Raw genomic sequence first — 25022 nt, forward strand, 5'->3', positions numbered from 1 at the left:
CCATGGACGTTCCGGCCGGGGAGAGTTGCCGACAAAGTGGCTTGATTCACACCGCGTCATGGCTTGGACACGATGCGCTTCCGCCTGTGGTCCGCATTGCCCGCTCGACGCCGGTGGTGTGCCTCACGGGTGATCGGTCGTCAGGTCCGGGGTGGCGGGGAAGAGGGGGGACGGGTCGGTGGGGATGGGCTGGTGGGCGGGTTCGGCGCCCGGGGGGACGAGGGTGTGGGTGGCGGTGAGGAATTCGGTGAGGGCGGCGGTGGGGGCGAGCACGGTGGCGCTGGTGCCGTCGGCGCCGCGGAAGGCGAGGCGGATGCGGCCGTTGGGCCACGGGCGGATCCGGACGGTGCCGTCGCCGGCGGGGCCGGCGAGGCCGGCGGTGAGCAGGTCCCGGGCGACGGTCCAGGTCACGGCGGCGTGCGGGAAGGCGAGCCGGACGGCGTAGGGGTCGAGGGGCTGGTAGCCCAGGATCATGACGCGGCGTCCCCCGGCCGCGCCGAACACGTGGACGGGCAGGTGGCGTTCGACGCACGTGCGCATCAGGCGGTCTCCTCGTTCCGATGTCCGCAACCGCCTTGCCCGGGTGGGGCGTTGTATGCGTCCGGAAGACGGACGGGCGGGCCCACATGGTACGGCGCGGGCGGGGCATCCGAGGGACGAGGCTGCACGCCGTCCAGGGAGGAACGATGACGGAGGAACACCACGCCAAGGTGAGAGCCCTCGGCTGGGCCCGCCGGATGCCGGTCGCCGGCGGGGTCCGGGCCGGGCGGCGGTGGGCGCGCGCCCACCTGGACGCGCTGGGCTGGACGGCCGACGCGCCGGAGGTGGCCGACGCGGTGGTGCTCACCGTCTCCGAACTGATCACCAACGCGCACATCCACGCCCGCAGCAACGCCGACCTGGTCCTCACCTGGGACGGCAGCTGTCTGTACGTCAGCGTCCACGACGGCTCGCCGACACCGCCGCGCCCGCGCGCCGCCGGCCCGGACGCCCAGTCCGGTCGCGGGATGGCGCTGGTCGACCAGCTCTCCGACGACTGGCAGGTCCACGGGGACGACTCGGGGAAGTTCGTCACCGCCTGCTTCCGCGTCCCGCCCGAGGCGGCGCAGTGACCGCCCGGGCGGAGCGGGCGCGAAGGCAGAGCGGAAGCGGAAGCCCCCGAGGCGGCGGGAAAGCGGTTTCCCGCAGGACCGGACGAGCCGTCAGCTCTGCTTGATGGCGGAGACGTCGAACTCCAGCACCACCTTGTCGCCGACCAGCACGCCGCCGCCCTCCAGGGCGGCGTTCCAGGTGACGCCGAAGTCCTTGCGGCTGATGGTGACCGAACCCTCCAGGCCGACCCGCAGGTTGCCGTACGGGTCGACCGCGTTGCCGGTGTACTCGAAGTCGATGGTGACGGGCTTGGTGGTGTCCTTGATGGTGAGGTCGCCGGTGACGCGGTAGTCGGTGTCGGACTTCTGCTCGACCTTGGTGGTGCGGAAGGTGATCTCGGGGTAGTTCGGCGCGTCCAGGAAGTCGTTGGTCCGCAGGTGCTGGTCACGCTGCTCGACGCCGGTGTCGATGCTCTCGGTCTTGATCACCACCTGGCCGGAGGACCGCGAGGGGTCGGAGCCGTCCAGGTGCGCGGTGCCCTCGAACTGGTGGAAGGCGCCGCGAACCTTGGTGACCATGGCGTGGCGGGCGACGAACCCGATCCGGGTGTGGGTGGCGTCGAGGACGTAGTCCCCGGTGAGCTCGGGCAGGCTGACGGTCATGGTCGGCGCTCTCTCCTCGTGGCGTGACGTGGCACGGTGACGTGGCACGGTGACGTGACTCCTGCGGGCGCACCGGCGGCGGCATCGCACCGGTCGCCCGGTCCACGCTAGGCGCTCCCGCCGCCCGACCCGGCCGTGACACACCGTCGGCCGGGCCGGTCGCCGACCGCCCCCCCCGTTACCTTCTTCGTGGCCCCGCAACGGGGCTCCCGGCCTCCGGCTCGGCATGACTGTTCCCCCCTGTAGTTCGCATGATCCGGGGGGTGGTGTCACCGGGCCGGAGGCACCGGTAGACCGCTGATAGGGGCAGGACCACCAGCTCGCTGGGAGGCTCTTCGTAACGTGGATGCCGGCGACTGGTGCCACGCCAACGAGGCCGGGACAGCACGACCTCGTAAGGGAACAGCGTGATCGGCACCGGCGACGTGGACGTCTTCCTCGGCCTGGACGTCGGCAAGGGCGAGCACCACGGAACCGCCCTGACTCGGGCGGGCAAGCGGGTCTTCGACAAGCGGCTGCCGAACAGCGAGCCCAAGATGCGGGCCGTGCTCGACAAGCTCACCGCCAAGCACGGCACCGTCCTGGTCGTCGTCGACCAGCCCGCCTCCATCGGCGCCCTGCCCCTGGCGGTCGCCCGGGACGCCGGCTGCCGCGTCGCCTACCTGCCCGGTCTGACGATGCGCCGCATCGCCGACCTCTACCCCGGCGAGGCCAAGACCGACGCCCGCGACGCGGCCGTCATCGCGGACGCCGCCCGCACCATGCCGCACACTCTGCGCGGCATCGAGCTCACCGACGAGACCATCGCCGAGCTGGAGATGATCGTCGGCTTCGACGACGACCTGGCCGGCGAGGCGACCCGCATCGCCAACCGCCTGCGCGGATTGCTCACCCAGATCCATCCGCACCTTGAGCGCGTGCTGGGGCCCAGGATCGACCACCCGGCGGTGCTGGCCCTGCTGGAGCGGTTCGGCTCACCGACCGCCCTGCGCAAGGCCGGACCTCGCCGCCTGCTCGGCGTCGCCCGGCCCCTGGCCCCGCGCATGTTCGAGCGCCTGGTCGAGGACATCCTGGTTGCGCTCGACGAGCAGACCGTCATCGTCCCGGGCACCGAGGCGGCCGCGCTGATCGTGCCGAGCCTGGCCGGCTCGCTGCGGGCCGTCCTCGACCAGCGAAGGCTCCTGGAGAAACGGATCCAGGAACTGCTGGACGAGCACCCGCTCTCCGCGATCCTGACCTCCATGCCCGGCATCGGGACGCGGACCGGCGCCCGCGTCCTGATCGACGTCGGCGACGCGAGCGCCTTCCCGACCGCCGCCCACCTCGCCTCCTACGCCGGCCTCGCCCCCGCCACCCGCAGCTCAGGGTCCTCCATACGCGGCGAGCAACCCTCCCGCCGGGGCAACAAGCAGCTGAAACGGGCGTTCTTCCTGGCCGCGTTCGCCTCGCTCGGCGACCCGGCATCCCGCGCCTACTACGACAAGAAGATCAACCAAGGCAAAAGGCACACCCAAGCCCTCCTCTGCCTGGCCAGACGCCGGACCGACGTCCTGTTCGCCATGCTCCGCGACGGCACCCTCTACGAATCCCGGCCCGCGGCCGCGACGTGATGCTGCCTCTTGTTCACCGGCAGCAGCCGTGATCCGCTCTGCCCATGAGCACCGACAACTCCGAGCACATGAGGACCATCGACCGCTGGCTCGCCGGCGAGGTGGTCAACAACACCGTCGGCATCAAGATCGTCGGCGGCCCGTTCGACGGCCAGACCAAGATCGTGCTTCTCGGTGAGGACGGGAGGCCGCCCGCCGCCATACGCGCATCCGGCGGGCCGGCCGGCCCGAGTCGGCATGCCTACGAGGCGATCCGCTCCACCGACGTCCGGGCCGGTTGGATCTACGCCTACACCGGTCCTGAGCCAACCACCGAGAGCTGAGGAACAACCTCGAACCGCTTGACCAAACACATAGGGGCACCCCCCACCCCGCACCCCGCAGCCCACCGTCCGCCGCCCCGCGCGCCGCCCGTCCCCCGCGCCGCACGCCGACCGCCGCTCGCGCCGGCCGTCCGAACCGCCCGCCGCCCGCGTCGGTCACCCGAACCGGCCGTTGACGTAGTCCGCGGTGCGCGGGTCGGCCGGGTCGGTGAACAGTCGGGCGGTGGGCCCGGCTTCGACGATCCGGCCGGGGGTGTCGTGGGTGGCGAGGAAGAACGCGCAGGACTGCGAGACCCGCTGCGCCTGCTGCATGTTGTGGGTGACGATGACGATGGTCAGCCGGTGGCGCAGCTCGGCGATGGTCTCCTCGATGCGGCGGGTGGAGGTCGGGTCGAGCGCCGAGCAGGGTTCGTCCATCAGCAGGATCTCCGGGGAGACCGCGAGCGAGCGGGCGATGCACAGGCGCTGCTGCTGGCCGCCGGAGAGGGCGCCGCCGGCGGTGCCGAGCCGGTTGCTGACCTCGTTCCACAGGCCGGCCTGGCGCAGGCTGGACTCCACCAGGTGGTCGCGTTCGTCGCGGCTCGCCCTGATCCCGGCCAGCTTCAGGCCGCTGATCACGTTGTCGTACAGCGACATGGCGGGGAACGGGTTGGGCCGCTGGAACACCATGCCGATCCTCCGCCGGACGTCGGCGGGACGTCGACCGGGCGCGTACACGTCCTCGCCGTCGAGCAGCACCTCGCCGGCCAGTGCCGCGCCGCGCACCATCTCGTGCATCCGGTTGAGGATCCGCAGGTAGGTGGACTTGCCGCAGCCGGACGGCCCGATCAGTGCGGTGATCTCGCCGGCCCGCATCCGCAGCGAGACGCGCTCCAGCACCTTGCGCTGCCCGAACCAGGCGGTCAGGTCGCGGGTCTCCAGGCCGGACAGCGGCCCTGACGGCCCGTCGGTGCCGGTGCCGGGCACGGGCGGCAGCGGCACCGTCGGCGGGTCGGCCGGGTCCTTGCCGAGCTCTGGTGCGCCGTACGGGGGTTGTGCGGTGTCGGTCATCGTCGGACGGGTCCTCTCCGGCGGGCGGGGCGGCGGCTGGCGGTTCATCAGGAGGGCGGTCAGTACACGTTGGGCAGCAGGGCGGCGGCGTTCTCGTACACCGACCAGAGCAGCGCGGCGGCCACCGGGGCGAGGCACAGGTACGTGGCGGTGCGCCGCCAGTGGCGGGCTGCCAGGCCGGCCGCGACCACGGTCAGCAGCAGGGCCAGTGACCACAGTTGCAGCGCGGACAGGGCGCCCTTGTCGGCGGCCAGCGCCTTGTCGGCGGGCGTGGCGGCGGGGCGGCGCGCGCCGGGCGGCTGCGGCTCGCCGTCCAGGCGGGCACCGATCAGCACGGTGCTGGTGGGGATCCAGTCGGAGTCGCCGGTGACCAGCACCAGCCGGTTGGGGGCGCTGTCGGTGATCGGGTGGTCGCCGTCGCCGGACGCGTTGACGGTGTAGTGGAAGCTGCCCTGGCCGGTGGTGAGGTCGATGCCGTCGCCGGCTTTCAGCCCGCCGAGCCCGGCGAACGGCGCGCCGAACGAGGTGGAGCGGCCGAACAGCACGGTCACGCCCGGCTGTCCGGGCAGCACGGTGTCACGCCGGTGGCCGGGCCCCCGCATCAGGTCACGGCCGCTGGTGCCCTCGACCACCACGGCCTGGCGCAGCCCGAGGGCCGGGATGTCCAGGACGGCCAGCGGCGCGCCGTCGGTGGTCGGCCCGGTCGGCGCGGTGGCCTTGCCGAGCTGGTCGCGCAGCGTGTTGTAGGCGGTGGACTGGTGCCGCGCCTCCTGCAGGCCGGACAGCGCGAACAGGTAGCCGGCGAAGCCCAGCAGCAGAACGGCGGCGAGCGTCACCGACCAGGCGGCGGCCAGCAGTTGGTGCCGTCCGCGCCCCCGGTGCGGTGTGCCGGCGGCGGGCCGGGCCGGTGCCGAGGTGGGCCGCTCCAACGCGGTCGCGGTCATCTGCTCTCCTCGGAAGTGGTGGCGGGCGCGTGCGGGTGGTCGACGGCCCGTGCGGCGCCCGCGGTCGGATCGGGTGTCGGCCGCCGTCCGGTCATCGGGGCCCCGCCGCGGTGCCGCGCCGCCGCCACCAAGTGGCCAGCAGCGGCGGGACGGTGACCACGCCGAGCAGTTCCAGCGCGGTGAGGGTGGACAGCAGCCAGTCCTGCGGGCGACCGCCGAGCGCGACCACCGTGGCGGGCGCGTTGCCGCCCGAACCGCCGCCGTCGGCAGCGGAGTCGGCGACCGGTTCACCGGTCAGCGGGTCGACGGCCTGGGCTCCCGGGCCGCCGCCCGTTCCCCCGGCCGGGCCGGCCGGGCCGGCCGCTCCCCCGCCGCCGCTGCCGCTGCCGCCCGAACCGGCCTTTCCGCCACCGGAGTTGGTGCCGCCGGTCTTCACGGCCTGCCCGTTCTGCACGGTGCAGTCCAGCGGGCTGCCCTTCTTGTCGCACGGGCTGGGCTGCGGGGCGTTCTTCAGGACGATCAGCTGGCCGGCCGAATCGAAGGTGGGGTTGGGGCAGTTGGAGAGCGTGTTGGGGTCGACGGGGCTGGCGTTGCCGGGGATGTGCTGGGTCTGCAGCAGTCCGCCGCGCACCAGGTTGCGCGGGATCGGCGAGTAGCCGAGGTCGTCCGCCTCGCGCTGCCCGGCGCACAGCACGTAGGCGAGGTAGCGGCTGAGCGCGCCGCCCTTGTCGTTGGTGAACTTGGGCGTCACCGGCAGGCTGCTGCCGGACCGCGGCACGATCAGGTAGCTGTAGGAGGAGATCGGGTAGGAGCGCGGGTCGTTGTTGGTGTAGACGCCGTCGAGGTTCTGCTGCAGGTAGTCGGGGTCGTTGGCGGAGGTGTTGTCGTCCACGCCGCGGATCTTCGCGGCGGTCAGCGCGACCGCGACGTTCGAGGCGCTCGGCAGGGTGTAGTACCCGGCCGGGTTCAGCACCTTGACGACGGGCCAGCCGGTGCGCTTGGCGAACGCGTACTCGTCGTAGCCGATCGCGCCGATGCCGGTCGGCGACTGGACGTAGTTCGCCACCACGTCGGAGCCGTTCTGCGCGGTCATCCGGCCGGCGGCCGGGAAGAACTCGGTGTAGTCGCCGCAGGTGACGCCGTTGACCTGGGTGCAGTAGGCGTCCCACTCGCTCTTGTGGGTGTGCTCCATCCAGCGCGTGAACTGGGCGCTGGCGCCGGAGCCGTCGGAGCGCACCACCGGCGTGATCGGGATCTTCGGCAGGGTGCGGCCGTAGTCGGCGGTGATCCTCGGGTCGTCCCAGGAGGTGATCCTGTTGGTGAAGATGCCGACGATGGTGTCCGGGGACAGCCGCAGGTCGGTGACCTTCTTGCCGCCGACCTCCAGGTGGTACATCAGCGCGGTGCCGCCGGCGGTGATCGGCACGTACGAGTAGCCGTACACCGGGTTCTCCGGCTGGCCCTGGCCGTTGCTGGCCCGCCCGCCGTCCACGCCGGTGTCGGCCTTGGACCGGAACGGCACGTCGGAGGCTGTGAAGTCGTCCTGGCCGATGGACCACTGGACGCGGCCGGCGGCCGAGCCGTTGCCGGTGAAGTCGATCTCGATGCCCATCGGCTGGACGTCGCGCCGCCACTGGTCGATGGCCGGCCCGGCCCAGCTGGAGCCGTCCGCCTTCAGCGAGGTCGAGGCGTGCGCGGGTGTCGCGCCGAACAGTGCGGCGGGCAGGGCGAGCGCGGCGGCGAGCAGCGCCGAGGTCAGGTGACGGAGTCGCACGGGGCGGTTCTTCCTTCTCGGACGGGCGAGGTGAGGGGTCATCAGCCGGTCACCGCTTCGAGGGAGTCGGCGCGAGCCGCCGCCCGGCGCAGCGGGCGGCGGGTGCGCCGGTCGGTGGGGGTGCGGTGCCGGCCGAGGACGCGGGCGGTGACGAACAGGATCAGCACCACGGCCATCAGGGTGAGCGCGCCGGCGAACGCCCGGGCGACCATGTCGGGGTAGGGCTGCTTGACGTAGTTCCAGACGAACAGCGGCAGGCTGGTCTGGTTGCCGTGGAAGGCGTCCGGGTTCAGCCGGGTGGTGAAGCCGGCGGTGAGCAGCACCGGGGAGGTCTCGCCGACGCCGCGGGCCATGCCGAGCACGACGGCCGTGGTCAGTCCGGGCCGTGCGGTGGGCAGCACGACGTGCCACACGGTGCGCCACTGGCTGGCGCCGAGCGCGTAGGACGCCTCCTTGAGGGTGCCGGGGACGAGCCGGACGACGACCTCCGCGGCCCGGGTGACGATCGGCATCATCATGACGGTGAGCGCGAGGGACGCCGCGAAGCCGCTCTTCTCCACGCCGAGGGTGAGGACGACGACGCCGAGGACGAACAGTCCGGCGACGATCGACGGCAGTGCGGTCATCGCCTCGACCAGGACCCGCACCGGCCTGACCAGGCGGGCGCCCCGCCGGGTGTTCCCGGCCTCGACCAGGAAGACGGCGGTGAGGATGCCCAGCGGCACCGAGAACAGGGTGGCCATGCCGAGTTGTTCGAGCGAGCCGACCACGGCGTGCAGGCAGCCGCCGGAGGTGATCGGGTCGAGCGCCGCGGTGCTGCGCATGGTCTCGGTGAAGAAGTTGAGGTGGCGGGCGGCGTGCAGGCCGCGGAGCACCACGAAGCCGATCTGTTCGAGGATGACGGCGACCACCAGCAGGCCGGAGCTCCAGGCGAGCGCGGTGGCGAGGCGTTCGCGGACCGTCAGCGCGTCCCACTGGAGGCGTCCCGCGAGGGCGTAGAAGGCGAGGAACAGCAGGTACCAGCAGAGCAGGAAGCCGAACGCGCCGCTGAACGGGAGGACGCGTTCGTACAGCAGCCAGTCGAGGGCGAGCGATCCGGCGGCGGCGCCGGCCATGGTGAGGACGTCCTCGCGGGTGATGCCGCCGAGCCGGATCCGTTGCTGCTCCGGGGGCGGGCCGTCCTCGGCCGGGTGTGCCGTTGCGGGAGTTGACATGTCGTTTCCTCCGGTCAGTCCGAGGTCGAGGCGCCGGACCGGGACCGGCTGATGATGAACCCGGCGGCCACGTTGACCAGCAGGGTGAGGGCGAACAGCACCAGTCCGGCGGCCATCAGCGCGGACAGCGAGAGGCTGTCCGACTCGCTGAAGCGCAGCGCGATCAGGGCGGAGATCGAGTTGCCGCCGTTCTCCAGGACGTGCCAGGAGACCCGGAACACCGGTGAGATGATCAGGGCGACGGCGATGGTCTCGCCCATGGCGCGGCCGAAGCCGAGCATCACGGCGCCGATCACTCCGCCGCGTCCGAACGGCAGCACCACGGTGCGGACCATGCCCCAGCGGGTGGAGCCCAGCGCGTAGGCGCCCTCGCGTTCGCCGGCGGGGGCCTGCGAGAACACCTCGCGGCTGAGCGAGGTGATGATCGGAATGATCATCAGTGAGACCACGGCGCCGGCGATGAACGTGGACGAGGTGTACGAGGTGGCGATCTCGCCGGTGCGCACCTCCAGGAACGGCAGCGCCCCGCCGAGGTGGACGGCCAGCCAGCGGCAGACGCCGACGATCCGCGGCTGCAGGAAGAACAGGCCCCACAGCCCGTAGACGATGCTGGGGATGGCCGCCATCAGGTCGACCAGCGAGATCAGCATGGGCCGCAGCCGGACCGGCGCGTACTCGGAGATGAACAGCGCGGCGGTGATCGCGACCGGCACCGCGATGCACAGCGCGGTCACGGCGATCAGGATGCCGTTCGGCAGCACGGCGGCGATGCCGAAGGAGTGCGCGGCGGTGCGCCAGCGCTCCTCGGTGAGGAAGGACCAGCCGACGGCGCGCAGCGCCTCGGTGCCGCGCAGCAGCAGGAAGAACGCGATCAGGCCCATCAGGGCGAACACGGAGAGCCCGGCGGTGCGCAGCACGCCGCGGAAGGCCCGGTCGGCGGGCGAGGCGGGGGCGGCGACCGGCCGGGGCCGGTCGGCTTCGGGCGGCGGCGGGACGCGGGTCCCGGCCGGCTGGACGGCGGCGGTCATGGTGTCAACTCTCCGCGCGGTGAGGGTTCCTGGGATGGTGCGAGGACGTGGGCGGCCGGCCGGGGGCGATGGCCGGTCGTTCGTGGCCGGGCGGGCGCCCGCCCGGCCGGGGCCGGCGGGTCAGCCGTTGCGGCCGAGCAGGCGGGCGCGGATCCGGCCGGTGCGGCTGCGCAGTTCGGCGCCGGCGGCGGTGCCGCCGAGGAGCAGTGCGGCCGGCCCGCCGACCAGCAGCACGGCCCCGGTGGCGAGGACGACGGGCAGCAGCAGCCGGGCGAGGCCGGCCCGGTCGGCGGCGGAGCGGCCGACGGCGCTCGCGCCGAGCGTGGGCGAGGCGCTGCCGCCGCCGGACTTGGCGCCGTTGCCGGCGCCGGCGCCGCCCGCCGGATCGCCGCCGGTGCTGCCGGCGGGGCCGTCGGCGACGTACGTGCCGCTGCCCGTACCGGAGTTGCCGCCGCCGTCGCCGCCGGCCGGGCCGCCGTTCGGGCCGGGGCCGGCGGTGCCGCTCCCACCGCTGCCGGGCTGGGTGCGGTTGCCGGGCAGGGCGCCGTCCTGGGCGGCGGCATGGCCGGCGGCGGCCTTCGCCGCGGCGACCTGGGCATCGGTCAGTCCGGCGAAGCCGACGGCGAGCTGCCCGGGCTGTCGACCGTAGATCTGGCCCTGGGCGGGGTCGGTGACGGTGCGCAGGAAGCGGGCGACGGCGTCCGCCTTGCCCTGCGGCAGGCCCTGGGTGGGCACCATCGCGTACTGGACCATGGTCAGCGGGTACGCCTTGGTGTCCTTGGCGTACGCCGAGTCGGCGTCGCCGTACGGCAGTTGCTGGGTGCCGGTGGCGGCGTCCAGCGGCATGTCGTTGACGGCGGCCTGCATGGCACCGATCGTCGGGGTGGTGAACCCGCCTGCGGGATTGGGGAGTTCGGCCTCGGGCAGGCTCATCGCCTGGGCCTGTCCGGCGTCCATGATCGCGAACAGGGCGCGCTTGCCGTTGTCCTGGCTGATGCACTTGGCGTGCTGGCCGGCGACCTCGTCGGGGTTCAGGCAGGACGGCCGGGTCTCCAGGGTCATCCGCAGCACCTGGCCGAGTCCGCCGATCACCGGGTTCCACTCGTACTGCTTCCAGTTCTTCGGGCCGGAGAAGTCCTGCGGCTGGAACGCGTCGACCGGGAAGCCGGGGTAACTGGAGCGCAGGTACTTGGTGTTGAGGTGCATGCCCCACGGGTCGGCGGCGCCCTGGAGGAACTGGGCGGCGTCCGGATCGGCGGCGATCCAGGCGGTCAGCCGGGCGACCAGGTCGGTGGTGCCGCCCACCACGACCGGGGCGGTGGCGGCGAAGGTGCCGCCGGCCAGGCAGCCGGGCCAGGTCGGGCCGTTGTCGCCGCCGGGGTTGAGCCGCAGGAACTCGGGGTCGGTGAACAGGCACACCGGGTTGCCCTTCACGCTGTCGGTTTCGTCGCCGGTGTCGAGCCGGTAGCTCTGGGTCAGCATCTTGGCCAGCAGGCGCTGATTGAGTCTCAGCCTGCGGATCTGCCGGTGGCTCTCGCCGTCGTCCACCAGGTGGACCACGGAGATCGCGCTGTTCGCCAGCGGCGCGTACACGTACGGGCGGGCGGGCGCCTCGCGGTCGGGCACCGAGGTGAGCGCGACGTCGCCGCCGGAGCGGCGCAGGAAGGCGGCCCGGGCCTGCGGCTCTCCGCCGCCCGAGGTGTACTGCACGGTCAGCGGGTTGCTGCCCTGGCACAGGCCGGTGCGCCACTGCTGGACGGCCCGGTCGGCCATCTCCAGGCCGATCGCGGAGAAGTCGGCGTTCTTGGCGGCGCAGGCCGCCGGGGTCGGTCCGAAGGACAGCGGCACCACGACGTGGTTGCCCCAGGCGCAGGCTTCGCCGCTGGCGTAGCGCTTGCCGCCGGTGTTCTCGACCGCCACCACGTTGTCGCTGGCCGTGTTGAACAGGCCGTCGGAATCGGCCGAGTGGTCCTCGCAGTTGATGTCGCCGGGCGTCGCCTGGTAGGCGCCGACCGAGTCGCCGCCGTAGTTGGCCTCGATCACCAGCGAGCACTTGTGGGTGGGGTCGCAGCCCAGGGTCTGGCTCTGCTGCGCGGTCCACACCTCGATGTCCGCCTCGCCGGTGCCGTCCGGGCGGGTCGCGGCGATCACCATGTTGGACGGGAACTCCGGCGTGGTGGTGCCGGGTGCGGGGAACGGCTGCAGGAAGCCCTTGGCCGGGTCGGCGTTGTACAGGCTGGAGCCGTAGCAGTCGGTGACCTTCGGCTGCTCGCCCCGGCACTGGTAGACCCGGACCGGGTAGCGGGCGACCTTGTCGAAGCCGGAGTTCCCGTGCGGGTTGAGCACCACCGGGACCGGCTGGAAGTCGGCGTCCACGGTGGGCGTGAACCCGGACCAGCTGACGTGCAGCACCTGGTTCCCGAGGCCGCTGGTCGGCGACACGGTGACGGCGCCGAGCGGGCCGTTGGTCCAGGTCAGCGGGTCCCAACGGGCGGGCCCCGGCACGGTGGTGCCGGACGCGGCCTGCGCCTGCTGGACGCCCGTCCCCGCGAGCGGCAGGAACACGGCGGCCGCGCCCAGCGTCCACACCAGGACGGCCGCCAGCCAGGCCTGGAGCGGGCGCGATCCGGTTCTCGGCCCCGACGGGCGGACTCTCATGGGCACGGCACCTCCGGCGACGGGCGCACCGGAGCAGGCACGCACGGGATGACAGGGAGCGGAGCTGCGGCGTTCGGCGGCTCCGACGATATTCGGCCAGTGACGTCTGACCGGGTGCTGTCCACCAGGTGTACGAGGCCCCAATTGGTGCTCGAATCACAGGAACTGACGTCTCGTCAGTGCCCGTAGAACGCGCGCACCGCCCGACCGGGCGGGTCGGGCGGTGCGGGTGCGGCGCTTGGTGCTGGTGGTGCGGTGTCCCGGGCGTCTGCCCCGCCGCCGGTCGATCGGGCCTCCGCCGACCGCTGCGTGATCGGGTGTCAGGAGGCCGGGGTGTAGCTGACCGTGAAGGAGCCGACGCTCTGACCCGCGGTGAAGAACGAGGTGCGCAGCTTGCCGTCCAGGTACTGCGCGCCGGCCGGGTCGAGCGCCAGAGAGGCGGCGGACAGGTTCTGGGTGGCGCCGGTCCGGGTGACCACGGTCTCGCCCGCCGGGGCGAACAGTGCGACGGGGGTGGTGGCGCCGTCCGGGACGCCGGTGACCTGGTAGCTGTCGGAGGAGAACGCCAGCTGGTGGAAGGCGACCGCGCTGCCGGTGCGGGCGTCGACGAACAGCAGGCCGCCGCCGAACTGGATGCTCCCCCAGAACTCGGCGAGGCTGCCGGTGCCGTCCGTGACGGGGAAGCTCGCCGACAGGCCGGTGCTCGGGTCGTACCCGGCGGTCGCGGCGGGCAGCGGCACGGCCACGATGCCGGCCTGGGCGGCCTGCTGGAAGAGCGCGTTGCTCTCGTGGATCACCGCGTTCCCGGCGGCGGGCGCGGCCGAGGCGGTGGTCGCGGAGGCGGCGGTGACGGCGAGCGCGAGGCCGGCGGCAGCGGCGGCGATCCGGGCGAACGTGCGGGACATCGTGGCTCCTTCGAGCTGGGTGCGGGGCTGGTTCTTCGGTGCGGGGCTTGCAGTTCGGTGCGGCGTGCGGGGCTGGTTCCCAGCGGGGTGCGGGGCTTGCTGTTCGGTGCGGGGCCGGTCCTTCGGTGCGGGGTGTGTCGTGCACGGCGGTTGTGCCGCCAAGGGGCCGCCGCCCGTCCCGGTGGCTGCGGGACGGGCGGCGGGGTGGCGCAGGGCGGACCGGGACTGACGCGACGTCAGTGGATGATCACGCCGCAGCCGGTGGTGGGAAGGTTCAGGAAGCCGTAGCTGGAGATGTCGGAGCGGCCGGCGGTGGAGCAGATCCAGCCGGTGTTGCTGAAGATGTTGCGCAGCGCGGTGCCCTGGGTGGTGGCGGCGGTGTAGTCGGCGTCCCGCACGACGTTGAACAGCACGCGGCCGAAGCTGCCGCCGGCGAAGGCCGGGTTCAGGGTGTTGGTCGTGGTCAGCGGGGAGACGCCGTTGAGGTTGCGCAGCGTCAGGTTGCCGGGGGCGTCGGTGGCCGTGGTGTGTCCGTTCAGCTGGCCCACGTAGTGGCCGACGGAGTACGGGAAGACGGCGTCGGCGTTGGTCAGCAGCCGCGAGTCGGTGCCCTCGTTCTCCTCCGGGCCGGAGACCACGCAGGAGCCGGGGGTGATGTTGCCGAGGGCCTGCAGGAAGAACGAGCGGGTGCCGGAGCCGCTCTGCGGCAGGAACGGCTGGATGGTGCCGGCGGTACCGCCGAACTGCGACCAGTTGGTCTTGGCGCAGGTGTAGATGTCGACCAGGTTGGCGGTGGTCAGGTTCGCCGGGGCGTGGCCGCCGCTCACCGCGGACCAGGTGACGGCGTCCTTGGCGAAGGCGATGAAGTCCAGGCCGGTCGGGTCGGTGGCCTGGGCCGCGCGGGAGGAGCGGGCGAAGTCCAGCGTGGTGTTGGTGGTGGTGTTCAGCGCGCCGATGCCGGCGCCGGAGCCGTTCGGGCGGGCGATCGTGGAGCCGCCGGCCTTCGGGGTGATCGGGCTGGTGCCGGTGGCGTCCCAGCTGTACAGGCGCGGCGTGGTGGTGTCGCTCGCCGGAATGGTCGCGTTGTAGTCGGCGGAGAACTTGGTGAACAGCGCCTGCGTGGTGTCCGAGCCGACGCCCACGATGTCCTTCGCGGCGGGCAGGCCGGCCGGGTCGGCCACCGCGGGAACGGCGGCGACGGTGGTCAGGGCGGCGGTGAACGCAACGGCCGCGAGCGCCTTGGCAGCGGTGTGACGCATGGTCCTCTTCCTCCGAGGGGGATCGTGCCTCGCTGGACCGGTCCTGGCGGGGTCCGGTACCGGGAGGCTCCGCGGCGTCCCGGCGGAGCGATCCTCCATGCCGCCGGCCGCCGCCCGGAAGGCTCGGCCCGCTCCCCCGGCCCCCCGCCGGGGCACCGCCCGTCGCCCGAACTTCGCTGCTGGGAGCGCGGATCGACGCGTCTTCACGCGTCGTCCTCACCATGGACACGTTCTTCTCCAGGTGTGCTCACGGGGGCACCTCGGCCATCTCCGCTTCACCCCCGCACCACCGACAACGGCCGGCCGCGCACGAACCCCCGGACGCCGGCGGGGCACTGGACTCACCACGGGCTGCCGGGAGTTCGCCGCATCCGCTGCACGTGCTCGACGCCCTGCAGGAACCCGGTCACGCTCTGCCGGCACTGGTCCCGGCGCAGGTAGCCGCGGGCGCTGCGGGCGACCGGCTCACCGCCGCCCGCCCCCGCCCGGGTGCTGCGGACCGGCAGGTAGGCGGTCCAGGTCCACTGCCGGTCCTCGCGCTGGCTCAGCACGAACCGCAGCGCGGCCCGCTCCGCCAGCAACTCCGCCACCCCCGAAGCGAGTTCCCGCTCCGACCGGTACCCGCGGACGGCGGCGGCCAGCCGGCGCCCGTTGGCGGCCACCAGCGACCAGCCGGCCCGGCCGTCCGCGCCCCGCAACGGCACCAGCCGCGGACCGCGCCCGGCCTCGGCGCTGCTCACCGCCCCGCTCCGGGCGCGCCGCCGGGCACCGCCGCGGCGGCCTCGGAGAGCCGGGCCAGCAGCGCCATGAACCGGCGGAACGCGTTCTGGCAGGTCGCGTAGCGCTCGTACGCCCGGCTCGACCTGACCAGCGGATTGCCGCGCGCCCCGGGCACCACCCAGGTCCAGCCCAGCCCGTCCCGGACATGGGTGATCCGCGCCACCAACGCCGGCCCCAGCGCGACCAGTTCGGCGAACGCGCGCTCGGCGTCCCCGGCGGTCTCGTAGACGGAGGCGGACACCGCCACCACCCGCCCGTTCATCGCCTTCAACTGCCACTGGAACCGACCGTTCGGCGCCCGCTCCGTGAACAGGCCCTCCCCGCGCACCGCCCGCTACCCCCCGGGTCTCCGCCGGCCCGAGGCCCGTCCTCGGCCGCAGCACCGCATGCCCGCCCGGCCCGAGCACTCCACGATCCGGACGCACATCGTCACGCTGCGAACGCTATGTGTGCACGGACGACGTCCGGAAGTGGAATCCGCCCCGGGCCGCCTCTGTTCGCCCCGAAGTTCTCCCTTGTTAATGCACCGCCGCCGACCGCTTCCTGACGGCCCGTCCGCCGACCCCCTCGCCCACAGTCCAGCCCCGCCTCGCCCTCCTGCATGCTTCGAGCCTGACCGTGGAAGCCGCAGTACCCGTGGCGGAGACGTCGGCCCGATCGGCAGTGAGGTCCCGCCCCGCCGGTCGTCACTCCTGCCTTGGACGCTTGGAGGCGCTCGTCACCGGGCGGAACATCGTCGCCCTGGTCGGGAGAAACGAACTGCTCGCTCGATCCGACATTTCCAGCCCATCAGCGCACCTCAGGGCCGCCGGTCCGATCGTCCACTGCCCCACCCCGCGAACCACATCGCGTCCTACCCGTCCGGCACGTGATCAAGCCGCTATGGTGGAAGGCCATGTGAGTAGGCATCAGTTTTTGGAGCCAGTCCAGGGGAAGACAAGAAGATGGCGAACCCCAAGCACTTTGGTCCGACCGCCGAGCAATCGGCCACCGATTCCAACGCGACCACTCTGGCAGTCCAGCGAAGCAAATGGATGCAGCAGGCGTCGTCCGCTCCAAACCTCCTGTGCGCTAAAGATGAGATGTTTCCGCTCACTCTTGAACTCGTTCGGATGATCGACAACGGCGAAGCCGTCGACCTCGACGCGCGCCCGCCGTTGTCGATTGTGGACTCGCCGAGGACCTGGCGGCAATACTCGTACGCACTCGGCCAGATGGGACTGGTCCAGAATCGAAAGGGCATCCTCCACCTGACTGCCGAGGGCTCCGACCTGCTCGCCGACGGGTCACGCTCACGTCTCGCCTCCCTGATGGCCGATCGGATTCGCCTTTTCGCCGAGGCACTCGGGCTTCTCGTGCGCGAGCCCATGACCGTGGAAGAAGTCAATGCCGAACTTGTCGAATCGTACAATCTCAACTGGAAGTCCCTAAATAATACCCGGCTCCGGATGACGTGGCTCGAAGTCCTGGGAATGATCGAATGGCTCGGGGCACACAAGCAGAGCGCCACTCCGGACGGGCGCGCGCTCTTCGAAACTTGCGACCTCGTCACTCCTTCCGCGCTCACCGTCCATGACGCGGGCGCGACGATCGATGTCCCCGAAGCCCCGAAGGAGATTTCCGCACTACTGGACCGCCTGGCCGCAGATCCGGCGGCCCAGGAATCCAGAAACACTTACAATATCTGGGTTCCGAGCCCCAAGGAAAGTCCAAATAAGATCGCAAATATGCGGACGAGCATTGCGGCGGCAACCGATCCGGTTGGCAAGGATGAGCTCCTGACCTTCATCGCCGACCACTTCGGACTGAAACGTACCAGCGTGGATTCGATGCTGCCATTCATGCGGGCCGCCGGGCTCCTGCAGGAGATCCGCCGAGGAGTATACTCCGCCACACCCGCAGCAAAAGCATGGCTACAATCTGGATCCGATATCGACTTCGTCCGAATCCTTCACGCCCATATGAAATTCGTCGGTGAACTGATCCGCGCAGCCAAGGTCAACACTTCCCGCAGCGATGTCTACCAGGAGGGCACCAGGTACGGCCTGAACAAAGACAAGGTGCGTTGGCTCACGGCTTTTCTGGTCGAGTCGGGCCTTCTTATCGAGACGTCCTGGTCATCAATTCAGGCAACACCGACTGGACTTCGCCTTATCGACTCTCTGCCTCTCGCCGATCCCAGCGGGACGGAGGATGGAAACGAGCACGATCAAACACACCAGACAAGCCCGAAAAATCAGGTCGCGCAGGACGAAGTCCTTGCCATCAGGCAATCGCTGACACAGGCTTCGGTCGATCCTTCCGCCGACGAACAAGGGCCCGGAGCAGCGTTCGAGAGGTGCATCGAGAGCGCTTTCAGACACATGGGATTCCATGCGCAACGAATCAGCGGCCCCGGCGACACCGACATCCTGGTGCAGTGGTACGACGGCAATGGGGAATTGCAGACGGCCATCGTTGACGGGAAGTCGACCTCGTCCGGCCGCGTCTCCCACACCCATGTCAGCGATGTGGCGATCGAAACTCACAGGGAAAAGCATTCCGCAAAGTACGTTGCAATCATTGGCCCGTCCTTCAATGGTAACACGATCAAGAATATGGCCCTGAAGAAGCACTGGGCACTCATCACTGCCGAAGAGCTGGGCCAGGTGGTGATCTCTTCCGATTCTCTGGGCCTGCGGCCCGCTGACGTGGGAATGATGTTCGAGGTTCCGGACGGATTGTCAAGGCTGGCCGCCCTGGTCGAAACCCGGCAGCGCGAGCTCGATGTCTTGTCCCTCGTAATCGCCCTGCTGAAGAGGGAGTCGGAGACAGCGGAGGCTTTCTCGGCTCGTGATATTTCGCTGATAGAGCGTAAATCTCAGCTGGCACCGAACATGGACGAGCTTCTTGAGCTTTTCAGGCTGTTCGCCCGCCTCGACCCGGACATTGTGCGAAACATCGAGAACACGCCGGATCCTCGCTACTCGACGTATCGAATCGGAGACGCCCGACCGGCGGCAAAGCGCCTTCGCGCTCTGGCGGCGGCGATCGAGAAGGGCCTCTGACCGCCCCGTGCCCTCGGGCCCGTACCGTCTCCCGCCCTATGTGATCCGCACCCGGGCAGTGCCCGTGCTTCGGGGATCGGCCGACAAGCGGCAAAATCCGGCTCGACTGGTCTGTCCGAGGGTCGCCGTCGGCGACGGCGCATCAGGTTCGGGCGGGCAGGCGGCTGTTGACGGCGCGGCGGGCGTGGTCGACGGTGACGGCGGCCAGCAGGGGGCCCCAGGCGAGCAGGGGCAGGTAGCAGAGGGTCATCAGCAGGCCGGCGAGGCCGTGCGGGGAGTCCGGGTCGCTCATGTTGTGCTGCCAGGGGCCGGTGGCGGCGGACCAGGTCACGAAGGTCACGGCCAGGGCGCCGAGTCCGGCCGGGGCGAGGACCGCCCAGGCGGGGAGTCCGCGGCCGCCGAGGCGGGGCACCCAGCCGGGGACGCGGCGGCCCCAGGGGCGGACCAGGCCGAGCGTGAGGAACGCCAGGGCCTCGGCCGCCGCACTCAGGGCCAGCACGTAGACGGTGCCCCAGCCGGGCATCCAGCGGGCGAACATCTCCTCCAGCTCGCCGTGGAAGCCCACCGGCAGGCCCACTCCCAGGGCGACCCGCCACAGTCCGGACGGCACCACCGTCCAGGCCGCCGCCCGCGCCGCCCGCACGGCCCATCGCGGTGCCGGCTCCATGGTCTCCATCACTGGCCTCCTCAGGTCCCGGCCGGGGCCCCGCCCCGGCAACACCCGGAAGCCTGCCGCCGGGCCCGCCGCGCCGGCAGATGCCGAACGGCCGGACGTGCGGCACCCCGGTGTGCCGATCGGCACACCGGGGCGGCCGTCAGACCAGGCCGAGCACCGGGAGGCACTCCTCGACGCCGACCAACTCGATGTCCTCACGGCGGACCCGCTCCCAGGCGTCCCGGGTCAGCAGCCAGCGCCGGATCGGCGCGGCCTCGCCCCGGCGGGTGTCCCAGGTGGTGCCGTTCGGCCGGTAACCGAGGCTGCGGGAGACCTTGTTGGAGGCCCGGTTGTCGGTGAAGGCGTCGCTCTCCGCCTCGCGCGCGCCCAGCCCGGCGAAGGCCAGGTGCAGGACGGCCGCGCGCATCTCGGCGCCGATCCCGCGCCCCCGGTGCTCCGGGGCGAGCCAGGAGAAGGAGGTGACCGTCCCGTACTTGGCGAAGTCGACGCCGATCAGGTCCTGCATGCCGATCGGCTCACCGTCCAGCAGCACCACGAAGTACAGCCGCCAGAAGCTCTCGCTCACCCGGCCCCGGCCCGCCCACACGGCCCGCAGCCAGCGCCACTCCCGGTCGGGGCTGTCCAGGTAGAACGAGCTCGGGTCGTCGAGCGGCCACGGCTCGGCGTCGGCGACACCGGCCCGGACGGTCGGGACCAGCCGCTCCAGCAGGTCGTCGGTCGCCCCGGCCAACGTCAGCCGCGGCGTGCGCACTTCGAGGTTCAGCGGTGGGTAGCTGTGGATCACCCCCGGGACCGTACGCGGCCCGGACCGCCGCCGCCACCGAATTCGCCGTCCGCCCGCCGGAGTTCGGCGCGTCACACCGGCTCTCCTTGATCACGGCCGAACGCCCTCCTTAGGGTGAGCGCATGAACGGGGACACGGGGGAACCCCCACGCACGCACGCACGCCTGCCCGCCGGCGGCTTCCGGTGAGCGCCGCACTCGCCTGGACCGCGGCCGGGACGGCGGTGTCCGCCGCCGTCGCCGGCCTGGCGCTCGCCCGGCCGAGGCGGCCGGAGCCCGCCGCGGGGCTGTCCCTCGCGCTCACCTGCGCCGCCGGCTGGGCCGGACCGTACCGCGGCGGCGCGCCGGTGGCGGGGACCGCCGGGGTCGTCGAACTCGCCGCGCTGCTGGGCCTGGTGGCGCTGGCGGTCCGGCACGGACCGCACCGCGCGGCGCTGTGGCCGGTGCTCGCCGCGGCGGCCTGGCCGATGCGGTACGTCGGGTTCGAGCCGCCGCTGCTCGGCTTCGGCGCCCTCGCGGTGGCGGCCGCCGGCGCCGTCGGCCGGTACCTGCACGCGCTCGACCGGCAACGCGAACGGGCGGTGGCCGCCGCCCGGCACGCCCAGCGGCTCGAACTCGCCCACGACCTGCACGACTTCGTCGCCCATGACGTCAGCGGCATGGTCGCCCAGGCGCAGGCCGGGGCGCTGCTGGTGCAGCAGTCGCCGGAGCGGGCGGCGGCCCTCTTCGCCCGCATCGAGCAGGCCGGGCAGCAGGCGCTGGCCTCCCTGGACCGCACCGTCGACCTGCTGCGCGCACCCGACCGGGCCGAGGACGGCGGCGGCCGCAGCCCGCACGGCGGACTGGCCGAACTCCCGGCGCTGGCCCAACGGTTCACCGCCACCGGCGGCCCGACCGTCCAACTCGCCCTCGGACCGGGCCCGGTGGGGCGGGAGTGCGCCGCGACCGTCCACCGGATCGCCGTCGAGGCGCTCACCAACGTCCGCCGCCACGCCCCGTCCGCGCGCACCGTCCGGATCGAACTCGTCGACACCGGAGGTCGGTTGGAGCTGCGCATCCACAACGACGGCGCCGCGGCGGCCCGCCGCCTCCGGCCGCGCGGGGGTCACGGCCTGGCCGGCCTGGCCGCCCGGGTCGAGGCGCTCGGCGGCACCTTCCGGGCCGGCCCGGTCGCCGACGGCTGGCAGCTCACCGCAACGTTCCCACCCGCCCCGACCAGTCCCGCGGAGAAGCCGTGACCATCCGGATCCTGCTCGCCGACGACCACGAGGACATCCGCTCCGCGTACCGGATCATCCTCGACGCCCAGCCGGACATGCAGGTCGTCGGCGACGCGCCCGACGGCCGCACCGCGCTCCGGCTCGCCCGCCGGCTCCGGCCGGACGTCGTCCTCGCGGACATCCGCATGCCGCACCTGGACGGCCTGGACCTCACCCGCCGGCTCGCCGGCCCGGACGTCGCCGACCCGGTCCGGGTGGTCGTCGTCACCACCTTCGACCTGGACGAGTACGTCCACACCGCGCTCCGCAACGGGGCTGCCGGCTTCCTGCTCAAACGGTCCGGCCCCGCACTGCTCGCCGAGGCGGTCCGCGCCGCGGTGGCCGGCGACACCCTGATCAGCCCGCAGTTGACGCTCCGTCTGCTGCGCCACTACGCCCCGCCGGAGCGCAGCCAGCAGCCTCCGCTGGAGGCGCTCAGCCCGCGCGAGCGGCAGGTCGCGGCGCTGGTCGCGGACGGCGCGACCAACGCCGAGATCGCGGCCGAGCTGTTCCTCTCCCCCGGCACCGTCAAGAACCATCTGGCCAACGTCCAGCGCAAGTTGGGCGCTCGCAACCGGGTCGGCGTGGCGGCCTGGGCGCTGGCCCACCGCAGTCCGCTCGGCTGATCGGCCCCCCGCTCGGGTGATCGGCGCTCCGCTCGGCCGATCGGCGCTCCGCCGGGGGCGGCGGGCGCCCCGCGCGCGGGCGGTCAGTCGAACAGCTTCCGGCCGGCCGGGGTGAGCCCCCAGTCGCCCAGCGGGTTCTCGCCGACCCGCACCGCGTACAGCACGCCGCCCGGCCCGAAGTGGAACGCGGCGACCGGGCCCCGGCGGTCCTCGCCCGCGTAGCCGAGGGTCTTGGGGGCGTCCGGCGCGGGGTCGCCGTACACCACCGACGGGTCGCCGAACTCGGCCAGCACCTCGGGCAGTCGGCGGCCGTCCTCGGACCAGTCGAGGGCCCGGTCGAGCAGCGCCCGCAGGTCCTCGTCGGCCAGCGCCCGGTCCAGGCGCAGCCAGCCGCGCCGGTGGGCGTCCTCGCCGTACTGGGAGGCGACCAGCGGCGGGTCGGCGTCGCCGAAGCTGTCGCGCAGCAGGGTGGAGACGGTGGGCGCGTCGGTGCCGGGGGTCCATCCGGTGCCGCGGTCGCCGTCCGGGTCGCCGTCCGGGTCGGCGGCGGCCAGCGCGTCGAGCAGTGCGACCACGGCCGCCGGGCCGCCGAAGAGTTCGGGGCGGCGGACGGCGTCGTTGAACGCGTCGAGCAGCTCGGCCCGCCCGGTCTCGGTGAGTGGCCGGCCGGCCGGGCCGGTGGTCGGGGCGAGGTGGTCGGCGGTGGCGGGGGTGACGGAGCTCATGGGCTCCAGTCTGCCTGCCCGCCGCCCGGCGGACGGCGACGGGGCAGCTCAACGGCCGTCCGGGTGCCGTCTCCCGCCGGGCGGAGGCGGGTCGGCGCGGGGCGGCGCGGGTCGGCGCGCCGAGCGGAACGGGCCCGCCGGGCCTCGGGGAGCGGCTCCCGGGGGCCCGGCGGGTGCACGGGGCGGTGGCGGGTGCTCAGTCCACCGTCACGGGGCAGCTCATCCGCCGGCGGTGGTCCAGCTGCCGTTCGGGGCCGGTGAGTTCGAGCGTGACGGTGTGGCGGACGTCGGCGCTGGACGCGGCCAGCCGCAGCTGAAGTTCGCCGGGTTCGACGATCCGCCGGCCGTCGGGGCCGGTGTAGGAGGCGAGGTCGGCGTGGAAGCGGAAGCGGACCCGGCGGCTCTCGCCGGGCGCGAGCGGGACGCGGGCGTAGCCGATCAGGCGGGCGTCCGGACGGGTGGTGCGGGCGACGGGGTCGTGCAGGTAGAGCTGGACGGTCTCGATGCCCGCGCGGTCGCCGCTGTTGCGGACGGTGAGCTGGAGGTCCGTGCTCGCGTGGGTGGGGAGCTGCCGCAGCGGGTCGGGTCCGGGCGTCCATGCGAAGGAGGTGTAGGACAGGCCGTGGCCGAACGGGTGCAGCGGGGTGGGGTCGAGGTTGCTGACGCCGCTGGCGAGGCCGAGCGGGGGCTGCAGGTACGTCCAGGGCTGGCCGCCGGGGTCGCGCGGGATGCTGACGGGCAGTCGGCCGGACGGGTCGGCGGCGCCGGTGAGGACGGAGGCGAGGGCCGGCCCGCCCTCCTCGCCGGGGAAGAACGCCTGCACGGCGGCGGCGCACCGGCCGTCCCAGCGGCCGAGCGCGTAGGGGCGGCCGGTGAGCAGGACCAGCACCACGGGGGTCCCGGTGGCGAGCAGGGCGTCGATCAGTTCGCCCTGGACGCCGGGGAGTCGGAGGTCGGGGGCGTCGCAGCCCTCGCCGGAGGTGCCGCGTCCGAACAGGCCGGCGCGGTCGCCGAGGACGGCCAGGCACAGGTCGGCGCCGGCGGCGGCCCGGACGGCGTCGGCGAAGCCGTCGGTGGCCGTTCCGTCGACCTCGCAGCCGGGTGCGAAGTCGAGTTCCGTGTCGGGGAGTTGCTCGCGCAGGGCGTCGAGGACGGTGGGGATGTCGAGGCCCAGCGGCACCTCGGGGTGGCTGGTGCCGACGTGGCTGGGGAAGGAGTAGCAGCCGAGCATCGCGAACGGGTCGTGGGCGCGCGGGCCGACGACGGCGATCCGGCGGGTGGCGGGGGCGATCGGCAGGACGCCGTCGGGGTTGGCGAGCAGCACGACGGACTGTTCGGCGATCCGGCGGGCCAGGGCGCGGTTGACGGGCGGGTCGAGGTCGATGCTGCCGCGGACGTCCTCGGGGGCGGTGTCGGTGCCGCAGCCGGCGGGCAGTGCGGCGGGCAGCGGGCTCCAGTCGGGGTCGAGCAGGCCGAGCCGGCACTTCTGCAGCAGGACGCGGCGCAGCGCCCGGTCGACCAGCGCTTCGGGGATCCGGCCGTCGCGGACGGCTTCGACCAGGCTGTCGCCGTAGGCGCGGACGGTCGGCAGTTCGACGTCGATGCCGGCGGTGAGGGCGAGCCGGGCGGAGTCGGCGCGGTCGGCGGCGACCCGGTGCAGGGTCTCCAGGAAGCCGACGCCGAAGTAGTCGGCGACCACGGTGCCGGTGAACTGCCAGGTGTCCCGGAGGAGTTCGGTGAGCAGGGCGGGGTCGGCGGCGACCGGCAGGCCGTCGATCTCGGCGTAGGAGTGCATGACGGAGTCCGCGCCGCCCTCGTGCACGGCCATCTCGAACGGGGGCAGCAGGACGTCGGCGAGTTCGCGGCCCCCGGCCCGCACGGGGGCGAGGTTGCGGGCGCCGGCGGAGGCGGAGTAGCCGACGAAGTGCTTGAGGGTGGCGACGATGCCGGCCGAGCGCAGTCCGTGGACGTAGGCGGTGCCGATGGTGGAGACCAGGTAGGGGTCTTCGCCGATGGTCTCCTCGATGCGTCCCCAGCGCAGGTCGCGGGCGACGTCGAGGACGGGGGCGAGGCCCTGGTGGATGCCGACGGAGCGCAGGTCGCGGCCGATCCGGTGGGCCATTTCGGAGATCAGTGCGGGGTCGAAGGTGGCGCCCCAGGCGAGCGGGACGGGGTAGGCGGTGGCGCCCCAGGTGGTGAAGCCGGCCAGGCACTCCTCGTGGGCGAGCGCGGGGATGCCGAAGCGTCCGGCGTCGGTGAGCTGCTGCTGGGCGCGGGCCAGCGCGAGGGCGCCGACGGCGGGGTCCACGGGGGCGGTGCCGAACGGGCGGGTGAGCTGGCCGAGGCCGTGGGCGGAAAGCGCTTTCAGGTCGACCGGGTCGCACATCTCGTTCTGGTGCGGGGCGACGCCGTCGCCGCCCGCGTCGGCGCCGACCCACACGCCGTACAGTTGGGCGGTCTTCTCCTCCAGGGTCATCCGGCCGATCAGGTCCTCGACCCGGAGGTGCGGGGCCTGCGCGGGGTCGCGCCAGGGGCCGGCCGGGTGCGGATCGGTGGCGGCCGGGGCGGGATGGGTCGTCATCGGACGGCTGGTGTCCTTCCTGTACT

22 protein-coding genes are annotated in these 25022 nt (G+C 72.9%); 6 read left to right on the forward strand and 16 right to left on the reverse strand.

Annotated elements, in window-relative coordinates; genetic code table 11:
• Nucleotides 1-123 precede the first annotated feature (123 nt).
• Nucleotides 124-540 (reverse strand): SsgA family sporulation/cell division regulator, encoded by a 417-nt coding sequence (locus tag ACFV1L_RS22725; RefSeq protein WP_380368407.1) that lies wholly within the window; start codon nt 538-540, stop codon nt 124-126.
• Between the two features lie 146 nt (nt 541-686).
• Here ACFV1L_RS22725 and ACFV1L_RS22730 point away from each other — a divergent pair, with 146 nt between their 5' ends.
• A complete protein-coding gene (locus ACFV1L_RS22730; RefSeq protein ID WP_380368409.1) occupies nt 687-1112 on the forward strand; it encodes an ATP-binding protein in 426 nt (141 codons plus the stop codon).
• A gap of 90 nt (nt 1113-1202) precedes the next feature.
• Here the strand turns inward: ACFV1L_RS22730 and ACFV1L_RS22735 are convergent, their stop codons facing one another.
• Nucleotides 1203-1754 (reverse strand): YceI family protein, encoded by a 552-nt coding sequence (locus tag ACFV1L_RS22735; RefSeq protein ID WP_380368412.1) that lies wholly within the window; start codon nt 1752-1754, stop codon nt 1203-1205.
• A 407-nt stretch (nt 1755-2161) separates the two neighbouring features.
• On the opposite strand from ACFV1L_RS22735, the gene ACFV1L_RS22740 reads away from it, so the two are divergent.
• Both ACFV1L_RS22740 and ACFV1L_RS22745 read left to right on the forward strand, forming a co-directional pair.
• On the forward strand, nt 2162-3364 hold the full coding sequence (locus ACFV1L_RS22740) for an IS110 family transposase (protein ID WP_380368414.1): 1203 nt from the start codon (nt 2162-2164) through the stop codon (nt 3362-3364).
• Between the two features lie 44 nt (nt 3365-3408).
• Nucleotides 3409-3687, forward strand: a complete 279-nt coding sequence (locus ACFV1L_RS22745) for a hypothetical protein (protein ID WP_380368416.1) — start codon at nt 3409-3411, stop codon at nt 3685-3687.
• Between the two features lie 156 nt (nt 3688-3843).
• Here the strand turns inward: ACFV1L_RS22745 and ACFV1L_RS22750 are convergent, their stop codons facing one another.
• The 10 genes from ACFV1L_RS22750 to ACFV1L_RS22795 form a co-directional block, all read right to left on the reverse strand.
• Nucleotides 3844-4737, reverse strand: a complete 894-nt coding sequence (locus ACFV1L_RS22750; protein WP_380368419.1) for a phosphate ABC transporter ATP-binding protein — start codon at nt 4735-4737, stop codon at nt 3844-3846.
• Between the two features lie 59 nt (nt 4738-4796).
• Nucleotides 4797-5681 carry a sortase domain-bontaining protein gene (locus tag ACFV1L_RS22755; protein ID WP_380368422.1) on the reverse strand — a complete coding sequence of 295 codons (885 nt, stop codon included), beginning with the start codon at nt 5679-5681 and terminating at the stop codon, nt 4797-4799.
• A gap of 91 nt (nt 5682-5772) precedes the next feature.
• Complete coding sequence (locus ACFV1L_RS22760) at nt 5773-7455, reverse strand: substrate-binding domain-containing protein (protein ID WP_380368423.1); 1683 nt, start codon at nt 7453-7455, stop codon at nt 5773-5775.
• A gap of 41 nt (nt 7456-7496) precedes the next feature.
• Nucleotides 7497-8669: a phosphate ABC transporter permease PstA gene (gene pstA / locus ACFV1L_RS22765; protein WP_380368426.1), complete on the reverse strand. Its 1173-nt coding sequence runs from the start codon at nt 8667-8669 to the stop codon at nt 7497-7499.
• A 14-nt stretch (nt 8670-8683) separates the two neighbouring features.
• The gene (gene pstC / locus ACFV1L_RS22770; protein ID WP_380368429.1) at nt 8684-9697 is read right to left on the reverse strand and encodes a phosphate ABC transporter permease subunit PstC; all 1014 of its coding nucleotides are present in this window, start codon (nt 9695-9697) and stop codon (nt 8684-8686) included.
• Nucleotides 9698-9817: 120 nt separating this feature from the next.
• A complete protein-coding gene (locus ACFV1L_RS22775; protein ID WP_380368432.1) occupies nt 9818-12355 on the reverse strand; it encodes a hypothetical protein in 2538 nt (845 codons plus the stop codon).
• Nucleotides 12356-12675: 320 nt separating this feature from the next.
• Nucleotides 12676-13260, reverse strand: coding sequence for a hypothetical protein (locus tag ACFV1L_RS22780; RefSeq protein ID WP_380368434.1), 585 nt, complete (start codon nt 13258-13260; stop codon nt 12676-12678).
• A 236-nt stretch (nt 13261-13496) separates the two neighbouring features.
• A complete protein-coding gene (locus tag ACFV1L_RS22785) occupies nt 13497-14519 on the reverse strand; it encodes a substrate-binding domain-containing protein (protein ID WP_380368437.1) in 1023 nt (340 codons plus the stop codon).
• Between the two features lie 341 nt (nt 14520-14860).
• Nucleotides 14861-15259 carry a hypothetical protein gene (locus ACFV1L_RS22790; RefSeq protein WP_380368440.1) on the reverse strand — a complete coding sequence of 133 codons (399 nt, stop codon included), beginning with the start codon at nt 15257-15259 and terminating at the stop codon, nt 14861-14863.
• The gene (locus ACFV1L_RS22795; RefSeq protein WP_380368443.1) at nt 15256-15627 is read right to left on the reverse strand and encodes a DUF1508 domain-containing protein; all 372 of its coding nucleotides are present in this window, start codon (nt 15625-15627) and stop codon (nt 15256-15258) included. The genes ACFV1L_RS22790 and ACFV1L_RS22795 overlap by 4 nt, the downstream gene beginning before the upstream one ends.
• Nucleotides 15628-16243: 616 nt before the next feature.
• Between ACFV1L_RS22795 and ACFV1L_RS22800 the strand changes: the two genes are divergently transcribed.
• On the forward strand, nt 16244-18346 hold the full coding sequence (locus ACFV1L_RS22800; RefSeq protein WP_380368445.1) for a hypothetical protein: 2103 nt from the start codon (nt 16244-16246) through the stop codon (nt 18344-18346).
• A gap of 142 nt (nt 18347-18488) precedes the next feature.
• On the opposite strand, the gene ACFV1L_RS22805 is transcribed toward ACFV1L_RS22800, so the two are convergent.
• Nucleotides 18489-19022, reverse strand: coding sequence for a hypothetical protein (locus ACFV1L_RS22805; protein ID WP_380368448.1), 534 nt, complete (start codon nt 19020-19022; stop codon nt 18489-18491).
• 139 nt (nt 19023-19161) lie between these two features.
• Nucleotides 19162-19806, reverse strand: a complete 645-nt coding sequence (locus tag ACFV1L_RS22810) for a GNAT family N-acetyltransferase (RefSeq protein WP_380368451.1) — start codon at nt 19804-19806, stop codon at nt 19162-19164.
• Nucleotides 19807-19990: 184 nt separating this feature from the next.
• Here ACFV1L_RS22810 and ACFV1L_RS22815 point away from each other — a divergent pair, with 184 nt between their 5' ends.
• Both ACFV1L_RS22815 and ACFV1L_RS22820 read left to right on the forward strand, forming a co-directional pair.
• The gene (locus tag ACFV1L_RS22815) at nt 19991-21043 is read left to right on the forward strand and encodes a sensor histidine kinase (protein ID WP_380368454.1); all 1053 of its coding nucleotides are present in this window, start codon (nt 19991-19993) and stop codon (nt 21041-21043) included.
• Nucleotides 21040-21690 carry a response regulator gene (locus tag ACFV1L_RS22820; protein WP_380368457.1) on the forward strand — a complete coding sequence of 217 codons (651 nt, stop codon included), beginning with the start codon at nt 21040-21042 and terminating at the stop codon, nt 21688-21690. Before ACFV1L_RS22815 ends, ACFV1L_RS22820 begins: the two co-directional genes overlap by 4 nt.
• Nucleotides 21691-21773: 83 nt before the next feature.
• Here ACFV1L_RS22820 and ACFV1L_RS22825 read toward each other — a convergent pair whose 3' ends face one another.
• Together ACFV1L_RS22825 and ACFV1L_RS22830 are read right to left on the reverse strand one after the other, a co-directional pair.
• A complete protein-coding gene (locus tag ACFV1L_RS22825) occupies nt 21774-22415 on the reverse strand; it encodes a hypothetical protein (protein ID WP_380368459.1) in 642 nt (213 codons plus the stop codon).
• Nucleotides 22416-22611: 196 nt separating this feature from the next.
• Nucleotides 22612-24996 carry a beta-glucosidase gene (locus tag ACFV1L_RS22830; RefSeq protein WP_380368462.1) on the reverse strand — a complete coding sequence of 795 codons (2385 nt, stop codon included), beginning with the start codon at nt 24994-24996 and terminating at the stop codon, nt 22612-22614.
• Nucleotides 24997-25022: the final 26 nt, after the last annotated feature.

The organism is Kitasatospora sp. NPDC059646, from assembly GCF_042734615.1.
Taxonomy (GTDB): domain Bacteria; phylum Actinomycetota; class Actinomycetes; order Streptomycetales; family Streptomycetaceae; genus Kitasatospora.

Bases quoted from the DNA above. Each gene is read 5' to 3' on its own strand.
- ACFV1L_RS22800 (WP_380368445.1), top strand. From the start codon at position 16,244: ATGGCGAACCCCAAGCACTTTGGTCCGACCGCCGAGCAATCGGCCACC.
- ACFV1L_RS22745 (WP_380368416.1), top strand. From the start codon at position 3,409: ATGAGCACCGACAACTCCGAGCACATGAGGACCATCGACCGCTGGCTC.
- pstC (WP_380368429.1), bottom strand. From the start codon at position 9,697: ATGACCGCCGCCGTCCAGCCGGCCGGGACCCGCGTCCCGCCGCCGCCC.
- pstA (WP_380368426.1), bottom strand. From the start codon at position 8,669: ATGTCAACTCCCGCAACGGCACACCCGGCCGAGGACGGCCCGCCCCCG.
- ACFV1L_RS22725 (WP_380368407.1), bottom strand. From the start codon at position 540: ATGCGCACGTGCGTCGAACGCCACCTGCCCGTCCACGTGTTCGGCGCG.
- ACFV1L_RS22830 (WP_380368462.1), bottom strand. From the start codon at position 24,996: ATGACGACCCATCCCGCCCCGGCCGCCACCGATCCGCACCCGGCCGGC.
- ACFV1L_RS22805 (WP_380368448.1), bottom strand. From the start codon at position 19,022: ATGGAGACCATGGAGCCGGCACCGCGATGGGCCGTGCGGGCGGCGCGG.
- ACFV1L_RS22785 (WP_380368437.1), bottom strand. From the start codon at position 14,519: ATGCGTCACACCGCTGCCAAGGCGCTCGCGGCCGTTGCGTTCACCGCC.
- ACFV1L_RS22775 (WP_380368432.1), bottom strand. From the start codon at position 12,355: ATGAGAGTCCGCCCGTCGGGGCCGAGAACCGGATCGCGCCCGCTCCAG.
- ACFV1L_RS22735 (WP_380368412.1), bottom strand. From the start codon at position 1,754: ATGACCGTCAGCCTGCCCGAGCTCACCGGGGACTACGTCCTCGACGCC.
- ACFV1L_RS22755 (WP_380368422.1), bottom strand. From the start codon at position 5,681: ATGACCGCGACCGCGTTGGAGCGGCCCACCTCGGCACCGGCCCGGCCC.
- ACFV1L_RS22825 (WP_380368459.1), bottom strand. From the start codon at position 22,415: ATGAGCTCCGTCACCCCCGCCACCGCCGACCACCTCGCCCCGACCACC.
- ACFV1L_RS22750 (WP_380368419.1), bottom strand. From the start codon at position 4,737: ATGACCGACACCGCACAACCCCCGTACGGCGCACCAGAGCTCGGCAAG.
- ACFV1L_RS22780 (WP_380368434.1), bottom strand. From the start codon at position 13,260: ATGTCCCGCACGTTCGCCCGGATCGCCGCCGCTGCCGCCGGCCTCGCG.
- ACFV1L_RS22730 (WP_380368409.1), top strand. From the start codon at position 687: ATGACGGAGGAACACCACGCCAAGGTGAGAGCCCTCGGCTGGGCCCGC.